17 protein-coding genes are annotated in these 20,153 nt (G+C 62.1%); 11 read left to right on the forward strand and 6 right to left on the reverse strand.

Annotation, left to right across the window (positions count from 1 at the left end):
- Positions 1-658: 658 nt before the first annotated feature.
- Positions 659-2,233: a hypothetical protein gene (locus tag I2I01_RS15665; protein ID WP_196287403.1), complete on the forward strand. Its 1,575-nt coding sequence runs from the start codon at positions 659-661 to the stop codon at positions 2,231-2,233.
- 144 nt (positions 2,234-2,377) lie between these two features.
- On the opposite strand, the gene I2I01_RS15670 is transcribed toward I2I01_RS15665, so the two are convergent.
- Positions 2,378-4,312, reverse strand: a complete 1,935-nt coding sequence (locus I2I01_RS15670; protein ID WP_196287404.1) for a hypothetical protein — start codon at positions 4,310-4,312, stop codon at positions 2,378-2,380.
- A gap of 159 nt (positions 4,313-4,471) precedes the next feature.
- The gene (locus I2I01_RS15675) at positions 4,472-5,275 is read right to left on the reverse strand and encodes a dolichyl-phosphate beta-glucosyltransferase (protein WP_196287405.1); all 804 of its coding nucleotides are present in this window, start codon (positions 5,273-5,275) and stop codon (positions 4,472-4,474) included.
- A 324-nt stretch (positions 5,276-5,599) separates the two neighbouring features.
- Here I2I01_RS15675 and I2I01_RS15680 point away from each other — a divergent pair, with 324 nt between their 5' ends.
- Genes I2I01_RS15680 through I2I01_RS15690 form a run of 3 tightly spaced genes read left to right on the forward strand, consistent with a single transcriptional unit; the run spans position 5,600 to position 8,427 of the window.
- Positions 5,600-6,550 carry a glycosyltransferase family 2 protein gene (locus tag I2I01_RS15680; RefSeq protein ID WP_317196896.1) on the forward strand — a complete coding sequence of 317 codons (951 nt, stop codon included), beginning with the start codon at positions 5,600-5,602 and terminating at the stop codon, positions 6,548-6,550.
- A gap of 57 nt (positions 6,551-6,607) precedes the next feature.
- Positions 6,608-8,050: an aldehyde dehydrogenase gene (locus I2I01_RS15685; protein WP_196287406.1), complete on the forward strand. Its 1,443-nt coding sequence runs from the start codon at positions 6,608-6,610 to the stop codon at positions 8,048-8,050.
- Positions 8,035-8,427: a hypothetical protein gene (locus I2I01_RS15690; RefSeq protein ID WP_196287407.1), complete on the forward strand. Its 393-nt coding sequence runs from the start codon at positions 8,035-8,037 to the stop codon at positions 8,425-8,427. The genes I2I01_RS15685 and I2I01_RS15690 overlap by 16 nt, the downstream gene beginning before the upstream one ends.
- 60 nt (positions 8,428-8,487) lie before the next feature.
- Here the strand turns inward: I2I01_RS15690 and I2I01_RS15695 are convergent, their stop codons facing one another.
- Together I2I01_RS15695 and I2I01_RS15700 are read right to left on the reverse strand one after the other, a co-directional pair.
- The gene (locus I2I01_RS15695; protein ID WP_196287408.1) at positions 8,488-8,637 is read right to left on the reverse strand and encodes a hypothetical protein; all 150 of its coding nucleotides are present in this window, start codon (positions 8,635-8,637) and stop codon (positions 8,488-8,490) included.
- A gap of 45 nt (positions 8,638-8,682) precedes the next feature.
- The gene (locus tag I2I01_RS15700; RefSeq protein ID WP_317196898.1) at positions 8,683-9,021 is read right to left on the reverse strand and encodes a Uma2 family endonuclease; all 339 of its coding nucleotides are present in this window, start codon (positions 9,019-9,021) and stop codon (positions 8,683-8,685) included.
- Positions 9,022-9,118: 97 nt separating this feature from the next.
- On the opposite strand from I2I01_RS15700, the gene I2I01_RS15705 reads away from it, so the two are divergent.
- The 6 genes from I2I01_RS15705 to rfbA all read left to right on the forward strand — a co-directional run bounded on the left by I2I01_RS15705 (position 9,119) and on the right by rfbA (position 15,446).
- Positions 9,119-9,745, forward strand: a complete 627-nt coding sequence (locus I2I01_RS15705) for an acyltransferase (RefSeq protein ID WP_196287410.1) — start codon at positions 9,119-9,121, stop codon at positions 9,743-9,745.
- A gap of 4 nt (positions 9,746-9,749) precedes the next feature.
- Entirely contained in the window at positions 9,750-11,045 is a 1,296-nt protein-coding gene (locus I2I01_RS15710; protein WP_196287411.1) for a nucleotide sugar dehydrogenase, read from the forward strand.
- 87 nt (positions 11,046-11,132) lie between these two features.
- The gene (gene galE, locus I2I01_RS15715; RefSeq protein ID WP_196287412.1) at positions 11,133-12,152 is read left to right on the forward strand and encodes a UDP-glucose 4-epimerase GalE; all 1,020 of its coding nucleotides are present in this window, start codon (positions 11,133-11,135) and stop codon (positions 12,150-12,152) included.
- Between the two features lie 117 nt (positions 12,153-12,269).
- Complete coding sequence (gene rfbB, locus I2I01_RS15720) at positions 12,270-13,325, forward strand: dTDP-glucose 4,6-dehydratase (protein WP_196287413.1); 1,056 nt, start codon at positions 12,270-12,272, stop codon at positions 13,323-13,325.
- Between the two features lie 113 nt (positions 13,326-13,438).
- On the forward strand, positions 13,439-14,446 hold the full coding sequence (locus I2I01_RS15725) for an SDR family oxidoreductase (RefSeq protein WP_196287414.1): 1,008 nt from the start codon (positions 13,439-13,441) through the stop codon (positions 14,444-14,446).
- A gap of 121 nt (positions 14,447-14,567) precedes the next feature.
- Complete coding sequence (gene rfbA, locus I2I01_RS15730) at positions 14,568-15,446, forward strand: glucose-1-phosphate thymidylyltransferase RfbA (protein WP_196287415.1); 879 nt, start codon at positions 14,568-14,570, stop codon at positions 15,444-15,446.
- A gap of 224 nt (positions 15,447-15,670) precedes the next feature.
- Here the strand turns inward: rfbA and I2I01_RS15735 are convergent, their stop codons facing one another.
- Together I2I01_RS15735 and I2I01_RS15740 are read right to left on the reverse strand one after the other, a co-directional pair.
- Positions 15,671-17,329, reverse strand: a complete 1,659-nt coding sequence (locus tag I2I01_RS15735) for an FAD-dependent oxidoreductase (RefSeq protein ID WP_196287416.1) — start codon at positions 17,327-17,329, stop codon at positions 15,671-15,673.
- A gap of 120 nt (positions 17,330-17,449) precedes the next feature.
- Positions 17,450-18,859: a sensor histidine kinase gene (locus I2I01_RS15740; protein WP_196287417.1), complete on the reverse strand. Its 1,410-nt coding sequence runs from the start codon at positions 18,857-18,859 to the stop codon at positions 17,450-17,452.
- Between the two features lie 190 nt (positions 18,860-19,049).
- On the opposite strand from I2I01_RS15740, the gene I2I01_RS15745 reads away from it, so the two are divergent.
- Positions 19,050-20,147 (forward strand): hypothetical protein, encoded by a 1,098-nt coding sequence (locus tag I2I01_RS15745; protein ID WP_196287418.1) that lies wholly within the window; start codon positions 19,050-19,052, stop codon positions 20,145-20,147.
- Positions 20,148-20,153: the final 6 nt, after the last annotated feature.

A 20,153-nucleotide genomic window follows, 5' to 3' on the forward strand; every position in this document is an offset into this window, starting at 1 on the left:
GGGCAATCCGTCGCAAAGCTACGCCCGGCCGCTGTGCGGAACGAAACGACTGCGGGCGATTCGCAAACGCTGGTTTAGGAGTCGGCATCCCCGGTGAAAGAGCAGTTGCTTTGGAAGCTGATTTCGCTTTTATCAAAGCCGTCTTTTCTTGTCAATCAATGGTTACACCCCCGGCGGTACTGGCTAGGGCTAGTCGGTGTAGGTGTGGTGGCCGTTGCGTGCACGGCTCTGTTGCTCTGGCCCTTGTTGGCCGCGCCCGACAACCCCTCGATTACGTCCCGGGTGATGCCTTACAAGGTTGCTGTGCGGCTGGCCAAATGCTTCGGCAGAGCGAGGTGGAGGCAGCGGTTCGATACGGGCGCAATGCGGGAATGGAAGACGGGGGCACACCGTAGTTGGGACGGGGGCGGCCGTGGCGAAAAGGGAGTAGAACCAGTGCGGCAGGCATTTTTTTGACAAAAAACTTACTGTCACGGGGGCCGGCTGGGCCCCCAAAGCACTGACTGAATTGGGCGAGGAGTTGTAAATTGCAGCGAGCTATTTATGCCCAAACGAATACCAATTTCTGATTCCCGGACACAAACCAGCGCCTAACAGCCGGTTTTCATGTTTCCGGTCCCGGCCGCAAGCCAATTGCGCAGCTACACAACGAGTCTTTATGCTAAGAATATCAGAATGGAACAGCCAAGTGGTGGCTGGTGATGATACCTACCAAACGACGGCTTACGACATGAGGCTGAGGCTCGTGCTGAGCGACAAACGCGTTGCGTGGCTATTGTCCGCCATTTTGCTTGGGGTGTCGGTGCTGGTCGCGTTTCTAACCAAAAGCACGTACGACAGCGGCGACAGCATCCACCACTACCTGTTCGCCAAATCCGTCCTGCAACACCCCGAAAACCTGCTCGACTCCTGGGCCAAGCCCGTGTTTACACTGCTGGCCGCGCTGCCCGCGCAAAGCGGGTTCCTGGGCATGAAGCTTTACCAGTGCGTCGTGGTGGCCGTGTCGGCACAGTCGGCTTACGTGGTGGCGCGGCGGCTGCGGCTGCCGTGGCCAGCCCTGGCCGTGCTGTTTTGCTACGGAGCGCCCGACTATTTCCGCATTCAGTATTCGGGGCTCACGGAGCCCACGTTTGGGCTGTTGCTGATTGGGGCGGTTGCGCTGGCGGTTACCAACCGGCCGGTCTGGTCGGCGGCCTTGCTCTCTTTTTTGCCGTTTGCACGTTCCGAAGGAGCCATGTTTCTGGCCATTTGGATGGTGTACCTCGTCTGGGGCCGCCACTGGCGGGCCTTGCCGTTTTTGCTGTTGGGCTACGTGGTATACAGCTTCGTGGGTGGGTTGATGCTGGGTGATTTTACGTGGATATTCACCAAGAACCCCTACGGCTTTCACTCGCAATACGGCCACGGCTTGTGGAGCCGCTTTGTGGAGAACCTGCCGACGCTGCTGGGCTGGCCAATACTGCTTTTCTCGATAGTGGGCGGCTTGCGGATGCTGTGGCGGGCCACCCGCCCTGCTGAGTGGCGACAGCCGTCATTCCGGGCCGAGCTGCTGCTCATTTACGGCAGCATTGTGGCGTTTATCTTCATCCAATCGGCCTTTTGGGCCTTGGGATTGTTTGGCTCTTTCGGCATGACGCGCGTGCTGACGGTGCTTACGCCCTTGTTTGCCGTGGCGGCGCTGGGCGGGCTGGCGTGGCTAAGCCAGCTGGGGCGTACCGCGCGCACGCGCAATTTGATTGCAACCGCTGGTGTAGCGGCCGTCGTGTTCCTACTCTTTACCCACGACATCAACTACTGGGCCGAAAGCGGCATCAACGTGGGTGGAAGGAGCACGTTGCACTGGCGCCGCGATTTCCAGCCAGCGCCGGATATGGTGCTGGCCGACCGCGGCGCCAATTGGCTGAAGCGCTATAACACCGGCTACAGGTGGCACCCCGTTGCGTACACGCACCCCTATTTTGCGGTGCCCATGGACGTGGACATGTTCGATAGCACGGCTTCGCCTCCCCTCACCAGAGACTGGGCCCCGTACTTAGACGGCGTGCCCATGGGCACCTATGTATATTGGGACAGCTGGTTTTGCCCCGTCGAGGCGCATTTGCCGCTCGATATGCTGCAGAAGGACGGCCGATTCAAGCAGCTCTGGAGAGACTCTATTCCGGTTGACGCTTCAAGACCAACCGGGGACCAGTTTCGAGCTGTGCTTTTTGAAAAGGTGAAAGCCGATAAATAGCAGATAGCCGTGCCATTCAACCGTTCGGCCCGATAAAACGCTCTACTTACCAGCGTTTCATCGGGCCGAACGGTTGAATGGCACGGCTATGCACAGAAACCAAACTGGGAATAAGGCTTTGGTTTCTGCTGCCCACACTTGGCTTTAGCGTGAGGCAGGCCCAGGGGTGGGTTGGCCCTTCGGAAACCACTCGTAGAGCGACTGGCTGCCTTGGTGGGCGATGCGCACCATGTGCTGCTCCTGGATGAACGCCGGCGCGCGTTCAAACACCGCCCGCATGGTGGGCCGGTCGCGGAGCATGTCGCGGTAGTAGTTGTTGCGTCCGTCGTAGTACGCCGTGTCCAGGTACACCAGAATGGGCCGCTGGTCGAGGCGTTCCAGCAGGGCCGGCGAAGGGCCGCCGGGCTGGAAAACGGAGTACAGCGCTTCGGCCTGGCCGGTGATGGCGCGGGCAGCCTTGTGCGCCATCAGTGGCAGCCCCGACACCATCGAGAGCTGGTAGGTGGTGTTGCAGAGCGGGTCGTCGGGGTCTAGGTTGAGGTTGGTGGGTTCGTCGCTCCAGTCGGTGCCTACATGGTAGAAGGGGATGGGCAAAATGGCCTGGTACCGGCCCTTGGCGGGCCAGCCCAGCAACGTCCGCACCGGCGAGTCGTCGCTGGTGCGCAGCAGGTTGGGGGCCTGGGCCTGCGTGCGGTAGAAGTGGGTGGCATTCACCGTATCTACCACCAGCAGGGCCACCAGCACCAGCAGCGCCCAGCGCAGCCGCGGAATGAAGCGCCACCGGGCCACGTACCAGCTGAAGCACAGCACCACCGCCCACCAGAACGGCCAGATGAACCGGCCCAGCGCCCGGAACTGCGTCACGCGGTCCGTCACCTTGTGCAGCCAGCGGAACACGTTCAGGTAGTTGTGCAGCACGTAATTGCCATTGTCGAGGTCGATGTTTTCGCCCAGCGCGATGAAAGCCATGGGCACGCAGGCCAGCAGCAGGCATTGCAGGAAGCCCTCCGTGGCATCGGCCGAAGGCTGGGGCAGGCGGGCCTCGGCCGGCAGCCGCTTTAGCAAGAGCAGCACGCCCACCAGCAACAGCCCAAACAGCACGAAGCTGGTGAGGTAGGCCGACGACTCGTAGGGCACGCCCGAAGTGCGCTCCAGCGGAAACTGGACCTTATTGTAGACGTAGCCCTTAAACAGGGCGGTGAACTGAAAGCGCCATTCTATCCAGTCGTAGCCGTTGCTGCCCACGGGCCGCTCGTGAATGCGCGGGTCCAGCGCCTGCAGCAGGCCCCAAGTGAGGGCCACCGCGCCCACGGCCACGCCCGCCATGCCCAGCAGCAGCGGGCGCCACGGGCGCCCGGCGCGCACGCTCTGGTAAAGCAGCACCAGCACGAAGAAGCCCATCGTGCCCAGCATAAGCGCCAGGTAGTAGAAGTGAATCCAGGCGGCCAGCACGATGCCCACCAGCAGCACCACAAACTGCCGGGCCAGCGGCGCGCCGGCGCGCCAGGCGGCGTACAGCACTTGCAAGCGCCACAGTACAAACAGAATAGCTGGCGTGTATGTCAGGTTCATATGGCCCACGTTCAGGCGCACAGCCTGCGGGTTGAGCCAAGGCAGGGCCACGCTCAGCAGCACCACAAACCAGGCCGGCAAGCCCAACCGGTGCAGCATCAGCACCAGCAGCCCGGTGCTGATAACGAGGCTGGAGAGGATAAAAAGGTCGTAGATGTAGAGGCCGTAGGGGGCCAGCGCGGGCACCGCCTGCACCAGCGCGTGCAGCGGCGCCACCACAATAGGCGCGCTGTCGGTGTAATACATATACTCGCCAAACGGGTAATTGTGCCCGCGCACCAGCATGCCGTCGCCCATGGGCTGCTGCAAAAAAGTGGCAATGGAAAAGTAGGACTTGGTGCCGTCGTAGTGGTCAGAAGTGAGGTACTTCCCCGGGTTGAACAGCAGCAGCGAATAGGTGAGCCCCAGCACAAGTGCCTGCAGAAGCACGGCCGTCAATCCAACCTTGCGTAACGAAAAGGAGGCGTTATCGACTTTCCGAAACGCGGATAGAATGGTGGCTTTCATGAAAAAAAGGATGGGGCAGACGCAAACAGCCCGCAAGTTAGAACAGCCCTTGCGAATGGTTGAGGGGCCAAAAAACGTAGCAGCCCGGGGGCAGCCGCTTCCAGCCAGCTCCAACCTGCGCTTGCGTGCACAAACGCCGCTGGCGCTGGTTCCGCGCCGTTAGTTAGAAGGCTGCCCGCTCTTTGGGGCTGCTCCGGGCTGGGCCAGCGCCTGGCGCGTGCGGCGCAGCGCCTCGTCGTAGGCCCCGCGGGCGGCGCGGCGCCGGAGCTGATGCAGCTCCCGAAACCCGTCGAGGCCGCTGAACAGGCCCACTTTGCTACCGGCGGCGTCGTTCCAGCGCACGGGCCGCTCCAGCAGGCGCAGGCCGGCCTGGTGGGCGAGGTAAATCAGCTCCACGTCGAAACCGAACCGGTCGAGCACCGCGCCTTCAATCACGGGCCGGCAGACGGCCAGGCGGAATGCCTTGAAGCCGCACTGCGTGTCGGCGTAGGGCAGGCCGGTGGCCCACTGCATAATTTGGTTGAAGACCCGGCCGCTGTATTCGCGCAGCCAGGGCTGGTGCACGCCAATGAGGCTGCGGTCGAGAGCCCGCGAGCCAAACACCACGTCGTAGTGCCCGTCCAGAATGGGGTCGACCACCTTGTGCAACTCCTCAATGGGCGTCGAGAGGTCGGCGTCGGAAAACAGGGCCACGGTGCCGGCGGCGGCCAGCAGGCCCTGGCGCACGGCGTAGCCCTTGCCCCGGTTGGCGGGGTAGCTGATGAGGCGGGTGGCAATGGGGCCGGGGTGGGCGGCGAAGTAGCCCTCCACAATGCGGCCGGTGTCGTCCGTCGAGCCGTCGCTCACCACTATCAACTCGCTGCTGAACGGCTGCGCGTGCAGGTAAACCAGCACCTGTTCGATGGTGCGGCCCACCCGTGCGGCTTCGTTGTAGGCCGGAATGATGACGGAGAGAACGGGCAAGCGAGATGAAAAAAGCGAAACCAAAAGCGCACCGCCCAAGACAAAGCAGCGCTACAAAGCTAGCGACTGCCCGTGCTTTTTCCTTGTTCCTTTTTTGCAAAACGCGTAGGGCTGCACAGCTCCCCAAGCCTGCCCAACGAGGCATTATCAGCGTACTTACCGGCCGGTGAGAAGCTGCGTTTTAGAATGCTGAAAAGGCAGTGCGCACCGTTATGGCCCGGGGCTGGGTATTTTTGGAGCCCGGCCCGGCGCGGCCCAGGAGCAGCGCATCGGGCGCCTGCCCTTATTATGGCCGTTCGCGGCCGGCATACTGCATTTATTCGCGTGGAGCTATCCGTCGTCATTCCCCTCTACAATGAGGAAGCCAACCTGGGCGAGTTGTACCAGCGCCTGCTGCGCGTGCTGGAACCCCTGGCCCTGCCCGGCGGCTTCGAGCTGGTGTTCGTCAACGACGGCTCGCGCGACCACACGCTGCCCCTGCTGCTGGCCCTGGCCGCCCGCGACATGCGGGTGCGCTACATCGACCTGAGCCGCAACTTCGGCCACCAGATTGCCGTGACCGCTGGCCTGGACCGGGCCACGGGCGCGGCCGTTGTCATCATCGACGCCGACCTGCAGGACCCGCCCGAGCTCATTCCGCTCCTGCGCGACAAGCTGCGCGAAGGACATGACGTAGTGTATGCCAAGCGGCGCTCGCGCCAGGGCGACAGCGCCGCCAAGCGCCTCACGGCTCGCCTGTTTTACCGGCTGCTGGCACGCATCACGCACGTTTCCATCCCGGTCGATACCGGCGACTTTCGCATCGTTTCGCGCAAGGTGGTGGAGGGGCTGCGCCAGATGCCGGAGCAGAACAAGTTCATCCGCGGCCAGATTTCCTGGATGGGCTACCGCCAAACATTCATCGAGTACGACCGCGCCGAGCGGGCCGGCGGCGCCACCGGCTACACCTACCGCAAGATGATGCGCCTGGCCCTCGACGGCATCACCGCCTTCTCCGACGTGCCGCTGAAGGTGGCCACCATTAGTGGGTTTTTAGTGTCGGGCATTGCTTTTCTGGTGGCGCTCTACACGCTGTATGCCCGCTTCATCACCCGCGACTACCAGCCGGGCTGGGCCTCGCTCATGCTGAGCATTCTGTTTTTGGGCGGCGTGCAGCTGATTTCGGTGGGAATCATCGGCGAGTACATCGCCCGGCTGTCGGCCAATGTGCGCCAGCGCCCACTGTATTTGATTTCGGACACAAACATGCCGCCGGATTTGCCGCTGGTAAAGTAGCGTCGGCGGCGTCAGTGTACGCGGGTTGTTAGCTTTGCTCACCCACTCCCCTCGCTTATGCTGCGCATCCAGAATTACATCAACGGCCAGCTGGTAGCCCCGCAGGCCGGCCGCTACCTCGACAACGTGGAGCCCGCCACCGGCCAGGTCTACGGCCAGATTCCCGACTCCGGCCCCGAAGACGTGGCCGCCGCCGTGGACGCCGCCGAAGCCGCCCTGCCCGCCTGGCGCGCCCTGCCCGCCGAAGACCGGGGCCGCCTGCTGGTGCGCATCGCCGACTTCATTGACGCCAACCTGGAGCGTCTGGCCCGCGCCGAAAGCCAGGACAACGGCAAGCCGCTCAGCCTAGCCCGGGTGATGGACATTCCGCGGGCCGCCAGCAACTTTCACTTCTTCGGCACCGCCGCGGGCCACTTCGCCACCGAAGCCCACGTGCAGGAGGGCGTGGCCGTGAACTATACCGTGCGCCACCCCGTGGGCGTGGTGGGCTGCATCTCGCCCTGGAATCTACCGCTCTATCTCTTCTCCTGGAAAATAGCGCCGGCCCTGGCCGTGGGCTGCTGCGTGGTTGCCAAGCCGTCGGAAATCACCCCCGCTACGGCTTTCTTACTAAGCGAGCTGTGCATCGAAGCGGGCCTGCCCGCGGGCGTGCTCAACATCGTGCACGGCAACGGGCCAAATTGCGGGCAAGCCATTGTGGAGCATCCGGGTATCAAGGCCATCAGCTTCACGGGCGGCACGGCCACCGGGCGGCACCTGGCGGCCACGGCTGCGCCCATGTTCAAAAAGCTCAGTCTGGAACTAGGCGGTAAGAACCCCAACATCGTTTTCGCCGACTGCGACCTGGCCGCGGCCGTAGCCACCAGCATCCGCAGCAGCTTCGCCAACCAGGGCCAGATTTGCCTCTGCGGCTCCCGCATTTTCGTGGAGCGGCCCATCTACGAGGCTTTCAAAACCGAGTTTCTGAAGCAGCTCAAGGACCAGCGCATCGGCGACCCCCTCGAAGCTGACACCAAGCAGGGCGCCCTGGTCAGCGAAGCGCATCTAAACAAGGTGCTGGCCTATATCCAGCTGGCACACGAGGAAGGCGGCACGCTGCTGGCCGGTGGCCACCGCGCCACGGTGCCCGGCCGCTGCGAAAACGGCTACTTCCTGGAGCCCACCGTGTTTGAAAACCTGCCTTACGACTGCCGGGTGAACCAGGAGGAGATTTTCGGCCCCGTCGTCACCCTCACGCCCTTCGACACCGACGAGGAAGCCCTGCTGATGGCCAACAGCACCGACTACGGCCTCTCGGCCACCCTCTGGACGCGCGACCTGCAGCGCGCGCACCGCGTGGCCCACCAACTGCACTCCGGCATCGTGTGGGTGAATACCTGGCTGCACCGTGACCTGCGCACGCCCTTCGGCGGCATGAAAAACTCCGGCGTGGGCCGCGAAGGCGGGCTAGAGGCTTTGCGTTTCTTCACCGAAGCGCAGAACGTGTGCGTGAAGCTGTGAACCCCCTGAGCGCCCGGGTCAGCTTTGGTGAGAAAGCATTGCGTTTCGCGGCTGCGGGTGTTCTCGTGCTGTTTCTTCACTTTTGCCTGACCGCGTTTGCCGGTTGGGTACAGGAGCAAACCGTCCCGCCGAATATTTCACCAGATGCTGGCCAGAATTGGATGCAAAGGCATTACGTGCCGGCTTATCCCAACTATTCGGCTTTCTATGCCGCAGGCATTCTGCTGGCTGGAAATATCATCACTGCCATTGGGTTTTATCTACTCGGCAGAACCCCACGGGTTCCGGAGCTTTTAGCAGTAGCCATATCGTGGGCTTTGGCTGGTTTCTGTGAGCTCGTGTACCTGTTTCTTATGTTGGCTTTCAATACGCCTTAAAGAACGCACGCTAAGACACTCCAACGCCCGCATACACCTCCGCCAGCGGCACTTGGCAGGCTATGCTGCTGAGGTCCAGCACAGCGCTGGGTCGCGGGTTTCGGTCAGCACCCAGCGGCCCAGCTCATCCTGCGAATACAGCTCGGCGTGCACGGTCTGCGCGTCCATAATGAGGTATTGCCGCAGGATGGGAATCTGGCGGTAGTACATGAACTTCTCCCAGGTCGTTATTAGCTGTAGAGGGCGAAAGCACTTTCACCAGCAGCGTGGGGTTGAGCAGCGTATCAAACTTTTTCTCTCTTTGTTGAACTCCGGCTGGCCGCATACCACGGTCAAATCGGGGTAAACGTAGGCGCTGCCGCTCAGAATCTGGAGCCGCTGGTCGCTGCCTACGGCCGAGCAGTTTTTACCGCGCAACTGGCTGCCGATTTCGACCGTGAGGTTGGTACAAATGCGGTTATGGGCATAGCTGGCCCCGGCCATAGCCCGAATGACGCCTTCAAAGTATTCGTGCTTGCATTCGGCCTCGCGTTCCATGCGCAGGTAATCTTCGGCTGAGACGTAGTTGGTCGGGTCAGTTTGGAACGCGGGCAGTGCCGTGAGGCAGTCGGATTGAGGGAATTACCCAAAAGTACGAACCCAACCCCGCCCCGGGCTTACCTTTGCCGGGCCAAACTCCTTGCCTGCCCGCATGCCGCACGCTACGCCCGATTACTACGCCCATCCCACCGCCGTCCTCGACGAGGGCTGCCAGATAGGCCGGGGTAGCCGCGTGTGGCATTTCTGCCACATCAGCGCGGGGGCCGACATTGGCGAAGATTGCAACCTGGGCCAGAACGTTTTCGTAGCCGACGGCGTAGTGCTGGGCCGCAACGTGAAGGTGCAAAATAACGTGAGTCTCTACGGCGGTGTCATCTGCGAAGACGACGTGTTTCTGGGCCCCTCTGTGGTGTTCACCAACGTGAAAAATCCGCGCAGTGCCGTGCCCCGCAAGGGCGCTGGCCAGTACCAGACCACCTACCTGGAGCAGGGCGTCACCATTGGGGCCAATGCCACCATTGTGTGCGGCACCCGGCTGGGGCGCTACGCCTTTGTGGGCGCGGGCAGTGTGGTCACGCACGACGTACCGGCCTATGCCCTCGTATACGGCGCGCCCGCCCGGCCGCAGGGCTGGATGAGCGCCTTCGGGCACCGCCTCCAGTTCGACGCCGACCGCCGGGCCACCTGCCCCGAAAGCGGCGAACAATACGAGCTTAGCGCCGACGAACAATCGGTGCGCCCGCTCGCCAAAACCGAAAAACGAACCTCGAAAATCTAACTACGTGTACGACGAACTATTGCGCAAAGAGGCCACCCTGGCCGTTATCGGCCTCGGCTACGTGGGCTTGCCCATTGCCCTCGAATTCGCCAAGAAGCTGAAGGTCATTGGCTTCGACATCAATGCCGGCCGCGTGGCCCAGATGAAGCAAGGCATCGACCCCAGCGGCGAACTCAACAAGGAAGCCTTCGAGGGCTGCGACATTACCTTCACCGACTCGCTGGAGGTGCTGCGCCAGGCCCAGTTCTACATCGTGGCCGTGCCCACGCCCATCGACGAGCACGCCATGCCCGACCTCAAGCCGCTGCTCGGCGCGTCGTCGTCGGTGGGCAAGGTGCTGAAAAAGGGCGACTACGTGGTGTTCGAGAGCACCGTGTACCCCGGCTGCACCGAGGAAGACTGCATTCCGGTGATGGAGCGCCTGTCGGGCCTCAAATTCCCGCACGATTTCAAGGTGGGCTACTCGCCCGAGCGCATCAACCCCGGCGACAAAGAGCACACCCTCACGAGCATTGTGAAAGTGGTGGCTGGTTGCGACGAGGAAAGCCTCGATGTGATTGCCAAAGTATACGAGCTAGTGGTGCAGGCCGGCGTGCACCGCGCCAGCAGCATCCGGGTGGCCGAAGCCGCCAAAATCATCGAAAACACCCAGCGCGACGTTAACATCGCCCTGATGAATGAACTGTCGATGATTTTCGACCGCATGAGCATCAACACCTACGAGGTGCTGGAAGCCGCCGGTACCAAGTGGAACTTCCTCAAGTTCAGTCCCGGTCTGGTGGGCGGCCACTGCATCGGTGTGGACCCCTACTACCTGACCTACAAGGCGAAGGAGTTGGGCTACGACGCCAAGGTGATTTTGAGCGGCCGCACCACCAACGACAACATGGGGGCCTACATCGCCCGCAAAACGGTGCAGATGATGATTAAGAAGGGCAAGGACGTAGCCAAAAGCCGCGTGCTGGTAATGGGCGCCACCTTCAAGGAAAACGTGGAAGACATCCGCAACTCGAAAGTGGCCGACGTGATTCAGGAGCTGAAAAACTTCTCGGTCAACGTCGACATCATCGACCCGCACGCCGACTCCAACGAATTGCACCACGAGTACGGCTTCCGCCTGACGCACAACGACGACGTGCGCAAAGACTACGACGCCGTGATTGTGGCTGTGAGCCACACGCCCTACGCCGAAAAGGATGAAGCCTACTTCAAATCCATCACCTCCGACAACGCCGTGCTGGTCGACATCAAAGGCCTGTACCGCGGCAAGATGAAGGACCTGCAGTACTGGAGCCTCTGATTCAATGAGCGAATGAGCGAATGGCTGAATGACGCACTTATTTAAGCCAGTCAACCATTCGCCCATTCACCCATTCACCCATTGACTATGAAGATTCTCGTGACCGGCGGTGCCGGGTATATCGGCTCCCACGCGGTGGTGGAGTTGGCGCAGGCTGGCTTCCAGCCCGTTATCGTCGACGATTTCAGCAACTCGCAGGAGTCGGCCGTGGCGGGCATTGAGGCCATTCTGGGTACGAAGGTGCCCGTGCACCGCATCGACTGCGGCGATGCGGCTGCCCTGCGCCAGGTGTTCGAAACCGAAAAAGATATTAAGGGCGTTATCCACTTTGCCGCATTTAAGGCAGTGGGAGAGTCGGTGCAGAAGCCGCTGGCTTACTTCCAGAACAACGTGGGCTCGCTGCTGACGCTGCTGGAGGTGATGAAAGAAAAGGGTGTTGAAAACCTGGTGTTCTCGTCCTCGTGCACCGTGTACGGCATTCCTGATGCACTGCCCGTGACGGAGGCCACGCCCACCAAGCCGGCTTCCTCGCCCTACGGCCGCACCAAGCAGATGTGCGAAGACATTGTGCACGATGTAGCCGGTGCGCCCGACAACCAGATTCGCACCATTCTCCTGCGCTACTTCAACCCGATTGGGGCCCACCCCTCGGCCAAGATTGGCGAGCTTCCGCTGGGTGTACCCAACAACCTGGTGCCCTTCATCACCCAGACGGCGGCTGGCATCCGCGAGAAGCTGACCATCTACGGCAACGACTACGACACGCCCGACGGCACCAACATCCGCGACTACATCCACGTGGTGGATTTGGCCAAGGCCCACGTGGTGGCCGTGCAGCGCCTGCTCGACCGCAAGGCCACCGATACCGTGGAAACCTTCAACGTGGGCACTGGCCACGGCAACTCGGTGCTGGAAGTGGTGCAGGCCTTCGAGCAAGCCAGCGGCCAGAAGCTGAACTACAGCATCGGCCCGCGCCGCCCCGGCGACGTGCCCGCCATCTATGCCGATGCCACCAAGGCCGAGCAGGTGCTGGGCTTCAAAACCGAAACTTCGCTGGCCGATGCATTGGCCAGCGCCTGGAAGTGGCAGCAAACTTTGGCGAAGTAAACACGAAAAGAACGTCATGCTGAGCGCAGTCGAAGCATCTCTACTGCGAGAGTAACTAATTGCGTTGCGCGAGAGAGATGCTTCGACTGCGCTCAGCATGACCAACCATCCAAACACATGAAAATCCTCATCACCGGCGGCGCCGGCTTCATCGGCTCCCACGTTGTTCGGCTGTTCGTTACAAAGTACCCCGAATACCAGATTCTCAACCTGGATGCGCTGACCTACGCCGGCAACCTGGAGAACCTGCGCGACATCGAAAACGCCGCGAACTACAAGTTCATCAAAGGCGACATTGCCGACCAGAACTTCATCGACCAGCTGTTTGCCCACGAGGAGCCCGACGCGGTGATTCACCTCGCGGCCGAAAGCCACGTGGACCGCAGCATCACCGACCCCATGGCGTTTGTAAAAACCAACGTCATCGGCACCGTGAATTTGCTGAACGCGGCGCGTCATTTGTGGCAGCCCAAGGGCTACGAGGGCCATGTGTTCTACCACGTGAGCACCGACGAGGTGTACGGTTCGCTGGACTTCGGCCCCGAGATGTTCACGGAAGAAACTGCCTACGACCCCCGCTCGCCCTACTCGGCTTCTAAGGCTTCGTCGGACCACTTTGTGCGCGCCTGGCACCACACCTACGGCCTGCCCATCAAGCTGAGCAACTGCTCGAACAATTACGGCCCCAACCACTTCCCTGAGAAGCTCATTCCGCTGGCCATCCACCGCCTGCGCACCGGCCAGCCGGTGCCGGTGTATGGCAAGGGCGAAAACGTGCGCGACTGGCTTTTTGTGAAGGACCATGCCACGGCCATCGACGCGGTGTTTCACAAGGGCAAAAACGGCGATACCTACAACATCGGCGGCGTGAATGAGTGGCAGAACCTCAAGCTCATCGAGTTGCTCTGCGACGTGGTAGACCAGAAAACCGGCCAGGAAGTGGGCACCTCGCGCAAGCTCATCAAGTTCGTGACGGACCGCGCGGGCCACGACATGCGCTATGCCATCGACTCTTCGAAAATCATGAACGAGCTGGGCTGGAAGCCGAGCGTGACCTTCGAGCAGGGCCTGGCCCAGACTGTAGACTGGTACCTCGCCAACGAAGAGTGGCTGAACAGCGTAACGAGCGGCGCTTACCAAGAGTACAACGCCAAGCAGTACGCGGGGCGGTAGCGCAGCGCTTCAGTTAAGAGTTAAAAGTTAGGAGTTAAGAGTTGTTGCTTAGGCCACTCAAGCTGCCAGGACTCAACTCTTAACTCCTAACTTTTTACTCTTAATTCAACGAAGTGTACGAATCCCCCTTCCATGAGCGGCCGCTCGACAACCTGACTTTCCTCGTAACCGGCGGCGCGGGCTTCATCGGCTCCAACATCGTGGAGTATTTGCTGAAATACGGCGTCAAGAAAGTGCGGACGCTGGACAACTACTCCAACGGCTTCCGCAAAAACCTGGCGCTGTTTGCCGGTGATGACCGGCTTGAAATCCTGGACGGCGACATCCGGGACGCTGCCGTATGCGCCAACGCCTGCGAGGGCGTGGACGTGGTGCTACACGAGGCCGCCCTGGGCTCGGTGCCGCGCTCCATCAAAGACCCCGTATTGACCAACGACGTTAACGTAGGCGGCTTCGTGCAGATGCTGACGGCCGCAAAAAATGCGGGCGTGAAGCGTTTTGTGTACGCGGCCAGCAGTTCGACCTACGGCGACCACCCCGGCCTGCCCAAGGTGGAAGACCGCATCGGCAAGCCCCTCTCGCCCTATGCCGTGACCAAATACGCCAACGAGCTCTACGCCGACGTGTTTGCCCGCACCTACGGCATGGAAATCATTGGCCTGCGCTACTTCAACATCTTCGGCCCGCGCCAGGACCCGGGCGGAGCCTACGCGGCCGTGATTCCGCTGTTCATCGATGCCATTCTGCGCAACGAGGCACCCACGCTCAACGGCGACGGCGGCCAAACCCGCGACTTCACCTTCGTGGAGAATTGCGTGGAAGCTAACATCCGCGCTGCGCTGGTGGAGAACCCTGAGGCTTTGGGCCAGGTCTACAACATCGCCGTGGGCGACCGCACCTCACTGGTGCAGATGTACGACATCCTGCGCGAGGAAGCAGGCTCCGATTTGGCGCCGAAGTTTGGCCCTGACCGTGCCGGCGACATTCGCGACTCACTGGCTGATATTTCCAAAGCGCGTAACCTGCTGGGCTACAACCCGCAGGTGCGCATCCGCGAAGGGCTGCGGAAGACGCTGGAGTGGTTCAAGGCCAACCAGAGCTTCATTCAGGAAAGAAATTAGTCCGAACATCATGCAGAGCGCCGCGAAGCATCTCGCGTGCCGCAGTAAATCAAACCGTTGAATCACCATTGCACGCGAGATGCTTCGCGGCGCTCTGCATGACGTTTTAGTACTTCAACCCATGAAAGGCATTATCCTCGCCGGCGGCTCCGGCACCCGCTTGCACCCGCTCACGCTGGCCGTTTCGAAGCAGCTCATGCCTGTTTACGACAAGCCGATGATTTACTACCCGCTGTCGATTCTGTTGTCGGCCGGCATCCGGGAAGTGCTCATCATCACCACGCCGCACGACCAGGCCCAGTTCAAGAAGCTGCTGGGTGACGGCAAAAACCTAGGCTGCGATTTCCAGTACGTAGTGCAGGAGGTACCCAACGGTCTTGCCCAGGCCTTCGTGCTGGGTGCCGATTTCATCGGCAAGGACAAGGTGGCGCTGGTGCTTGGCGACAACATTTTCTACGGCGCCGGCCTCTCGGAGCTGCTGAAGGCCAACAATGACCCCCAGGGCGGCGTGGTGTTTGCTTACCACGTGCACGACCCCGAGCGCTACGGCGTGGTGGAGTTCGACGAGAACAAGAAGGCCCTTAGCATTGAAGAAAAGCCGGCCCAGCCTAAGAGCAACTACGCCGTGCCTGGCCTGTATTTCTACGACAACGACGTGGTAGAAATCGCCAAAAACCTGGAGATGAGCCCGCGCGGCGAGTACGAAATCACCGACGTGAACAAGGAGTACCTGCGCCGCGGCACGCTGAAAGTGGGCATCCTGGGCCGCGGCACGGCTTGGCTCGACACCGGCACCTTCGAGAGCCTGATGCAGGCTGGCGAATTTGTGAAGGTGATTGAGCAGCGCCAGGGCCTGAAAGTGGGCTCCATTGAAGAAGCTGCCTACCGTCAGGGCTTCATCAATGCCGACCAGCTCCGCGCCATTGCCGCCCCGCTGCGCAAGAGCGGCTACGGCGACTACCTCATGCACCTGCCTGAGCAGCTGATGCTGGAGGAGTAGTAGGGAGGGGCGTCGTCTGTCATTGCGAGCAGAACGCAGTGAAGCGCGGCAATCCGTCCTGTCAACACCAGACACGTACTTTTACCACAAAGCCCCGGCACTGCGAAGTACCGGGGCTTTTTAATTGGCTTCATCACAACTCAGGGCTGGTCGCGCATGGGTGTCTGTCATTGCCACGGCCTGCGGCCTCGCAATGACAGACACCCTCCCGGCTGTCCGACACCTTACTCGTCCAGATACTGGTGCACGAACTTGATGGCCATGCTGCCTTCGCCCACGGCGGAGGCCACGCGGGCCATGGCGCCGGCTCGGCTGTCGCCGGCCGAGAAGATACCGGGCACGCAGGTTTCGAGCAGGTAAGGCTCGCGGGTTTTTTTCCACGATTGGGCGTAGCGCGGGTCGGCCACCAGGTCGCGGCCGGTGAGGACGTAGCCTTTGCCGTCGCATAGGACCTGGTCGCACACCCATTCGGTGCTGGGCTTGGCCCCGATGAAGACGAACAGGGCCCGGGCCGGGCGCTTTTCTACCGTGCCATTAATGTCGACCATCACGGCTTCGAGGTGGTCCTGCCCGCACACTTCCTTGATTTGCGAGAAGGGCATGAGGACGATGTTAGGGGTGTTGCGGATTTGCTCGATGAGGTAGGCCGACATGCTGGCGGCCAGGTTGGCCCCGCGGATGACGATGTAGACGTTGCGCGCGTAGGTGGCCAAATACATGGCCGCTTGGCCGGCCGAGTTGCCGCCGCCCACGATGTACACGTCCTGCTCGTCGCAGCTGCGGGCCTCGGTGCGGGCCGCGCCGTAGTACACGCCTGCGCCGCTGAGGCGGTCCATGCCCGGCACGTCGAGGGTGCGGTAGCTCACGCCGGTGGTGAGCACCACGGCCTTGGTTTTCACTTCGCGGCCGTCGCTAAGGGTGAGCACTTTGTAGCCGTCCTGAATGCACAAGTCGTTTACTTCCTGCGGGGCCAGGAACTCGGCCCCGAGGCGCACGGCCTGCGTCCAGGCGCGGTGGGCCAGCTCGGCCCCGCTCAGGCCGGTGGGGAAACCCAGGTAGTTTTCAATGCGTGAGCTGGTGCCGGCCTGTCCACCGGGCGTCTGGCGCTCGATGATGAGCGTGCGCAGGCCCTCGCTGGCGCCGTACACGGCCGCGGCCAGGCCGCTGGGGCCGGCGCCCACCACCACCACGTCGTACATGTCCTGCAGAGGCTGGTTGGCAATACCGAGGCTATTGGCCAAGTCGGCCTTGCTGGGGTTGGCCACGGCCTTGCCGTCGGCGCAGATGATGACGGGCAGGTCGGTGGGCTCGAAGCCGCGGGCTTTCACCAGGGCCTGGGCTTCGGGGTTGGTTTCGTAGTCGAGCCACTGGTAGCCCACCATGTAGCCGCTCAGAAAGTCCTTGAGCTCGTGCGACAGCGGCGACCACTGAAACCCAATCAGCCGCACGCCGTCGAAGCGCGGCTTGTTGGTGACTTGCCAGGCGGCTAGTAGGTCGTGCAGGGTGGGGTAGAGCAGCTGCTCGGGTGGGTCCCAGGGCTTCATCAGGTAATGGTCGAGCCGAGCCGAATTGATGGCGCGCACGGCCGCTTCGGTGTCAGCGTAGGCGGTAAGCAGCACGCGCTTGGCGTCGGGGAAGAACTCGCGCGAGGCTGTGAGCAGCTCCACGCCTTCGAGCTGGGGCATGCGCTGGTCGGCCAGAATTAGAGCCAGCGGCTCTTCCTTGGCGTGTAGCTCCTTAATGGTTTCGAGGGCTTCGGGGCCCGAGTTGACGCGCAGAATGCGGTACTCCTGGCTGAATTCCTGGCGTAGGTCGCGGGCAATGGCGGCCAGCACCTGCGGGTCGTCGTCGACGGCGAGAATAATCGGTTTAGCAATGGCCATGTGTTGTTTTCAATAAGAGATGACAAGAACGTCATGCAGAGCGCAGCGAAGCATCTCGCGTGCTTCAGCTAATTACTACTGCTGGCGAGATGCTTCGCTGCGCTCTGCATGACGTTCTTTTTATGCTTGGCTACCCGCTACCGGCAGCCAGGCGCAAAACTCGGTACGGCCGGGCTTGGAATCAACTTCCAGCCGGCCATCGTGCTGGTGAATGATGCGCTGCGCAATATCCAGCCCCAGGCCCGAGCCGTCGCCGGCCTGCTTGGTGGTGTAGAAGGGCTCGAAGATGTGCGGTAGCACCTCGGGCGGGATGCCGGTGCCGTTGTCAATCAGGAACACGCGCACGAAGTCGCCCTCGCGGCGGGTGCGCAGTGTGATTTCGCCGCCTTGGGCGGGCAGGGCGTCAATGGCATTGTCGAGCAGGTTGGTCCACACCTGATTAAGGCTGCTGACCTGACCGCGGATTTGAGGCAGGTCGGGAGCGTAGTCGCGGGTGAGGTGCACGTTTTTCTGGCGCAGCTGGAAGCCCAGCATGTTGAGGGTGCTTTCGAGGCCGGTGGTCACGTCGAGCAGCTCAAAGCCGCCGGCGCGGTCCATGTGCGAGTAGGTTTTCACATCGGCTACCAGTTTGCTGATGCGGCCGCCGGCCTCCTGCACGTCGTGCACCAGTTGCATGGTGGTGAGCTGGCCTTCGAGCCAGGCAAAGGCGGCCGGGCGGGCGGCAGGCGGCAGCAGGGCGGCCACCGGCGCCAAGGCTTCCACGGTCACGCCGGCTTCGAGCAGGGCCGGCGCCAGGTGGTAGCCATCGGGTGAGCCCTGGTCGGTGAGCCAGTCGGCCAGTTCGTCCTCGCGGTTGGCACGCTCCAGGGCCGAGAGGGGCGCGGGGGGCGCCTCGGCGGGCACGGCCAGGCCGGTGAGGGCGCGCATGGCCTCGGGGGAGGGGCAGTAACCCACCAGCTCCACAAACAGGGCGGGCTTGGCCGCCGCGCGCCGGGCCAGGGCCTGGCCGGCGCGGGCAATGGCGGCGGCGGGGTTGTTGAGCTCGTGGGCCAGGCCGGCCGAAAGCTTGCCTAGGGCTCGCAGCTTGTCGTCGCGCTCCTGCACGCGCACCTGGTCGCGGCTGCGGTCATTCATCACGGCCACCAGGCGCTGGGTGAGCTCGGGGCTGGCCTGCTCCAGGGCCGGAAACTGGTCGCGGTGCAGGGTGTAGAGCAGGGTGTCGCCGATGGCCACGCCCTGGCCAGCTAGCACCCGCAGCCGCGAGTAGGGTAGCACGCCCGACACCTGCCCGGCCTCGATGCGAAACACGGGCTCGCGCTGGGCGCCCTTCACCTGGTAGAACTGGATGCCGCCCCGGATGACGGCCGTCATCAGCTCGGCCGGGGCGCCGGGCTCGAAGAGGACTTCGCCGGGGGCGAGGGCGCGGCCTTCGCCGTGGGTTAGCAGCCAAGCAATGGTTTCGGCGGGCAGGCCGGCGAAGGCGGTGACGGCGGCCAGGTCGGCGGGGGTGAGGGGAGGAGCTATAGCCATAGCCCTATAACCCGATGCGGGGCGCAATGTTGAGGCCGCCGGAGTGCCGGGCGAAGCGCCGGAAACGGGCGCGGCGGCACCCAGGTATTTCTACGTGTTTATATAGTTGGGATGCGGGAAGCTGTTCTCTTTCTCATACATTTAACAGGACAAGCAGTTCCGCTTCCACTCACCAAACCCGGTCACCCCCATGAAACACTTACTTACTTACTTACTTACGAGTGCCACAATCATGACCATGAGCGGCCATGAAGCGCAAGCTCAAACAAACACTAATTACAATGGGGCAGCTGTCAACGGCGGTACGCACTTCATGAATGCCGACGCGAACAGCAACTCCAGCGCCTATCTGGAGCTAAGCTCATCGCCCAGCAAAGCCTCCATTGGTTACATAGCCGGCATGAACGCACCAGCAACTGGCGTAGCGCACTATTTTATGGTGCGTGACGCGCTGGGGTGGACCTCCCTACTGAGGATAATGAGAAATGGCCGCACAGGAATAGGCTATAACGTGGCGGAATTCCCTCGCTCCATGCTCAACGTGGGCACGGGTAATTACGCCGTTTCGATGGACGAGGTGGGCAGCGAGCGCCGCAACAATCAGGGCGCACTTATCCCCGGAGTTGCTAAAGGCGGCGCCTGCGTGGGCTTCAACGCCTCCCGCCAGCCGGACGCGGACATTGCCTGCGACGCCAACGCCGCCGGCAGCCGCAACGGCGGGGCGCTTATCTGGGCCGAGGACGAGGGCACGCTCAACTTCACGGCGTTTCCCACCAACAAAGGCACGCAAGTCACGGGCGCCGTGGGCACGCAGTGGTATCACCCGGATGATGTGGCCAGCTATCGGGTCATGAAAATCATGCCGGCCGCTACCGGGCAAACGGCGCAGCCCACCGGCGGGCGGGTGCAAATCGGCCGTTATGAACCCACCTATCACCCCGACTACCGCCTGGCTGTGGACGGCAAGCTGGTGGCCCAGTCCATCTTCGTGACGCAGGTTAACAACTGGGCCGACTTTGTGTTTGCCCCCACCTACGCCCTGCAACCCCTGCCCGAACTGGAAGCCTACCTAAAGCAAAACCGCCACCTGCCCGCCATCCCCTCGGCGGCCGAGGTGGAGAAGAACGGCATCGACGTGGGCGAGATGAATGCCCGGCTGCTGCAAAGTCTGGAAGAGCTGACGCTACACGTCATCGAACTGAACAAGCAGAACGCGCGGCTGCAAGCCGAAGTAGCCGCCCTGGCGGCAAAGATGAATCAGAATGCTGCGCCAGCAGTGGGCAAGTAAGCAGGA

It is taken from the genome of Hymenobacter properus (assembly GCF_015694735.1).
GTDB classification, from domain to species: domain Bacteria; phylum Bacteroidota; class Bacteroidia; order Cytophagales; family Hymenobacteraceae; genus Hymenobacter; species Hymenobacter properus.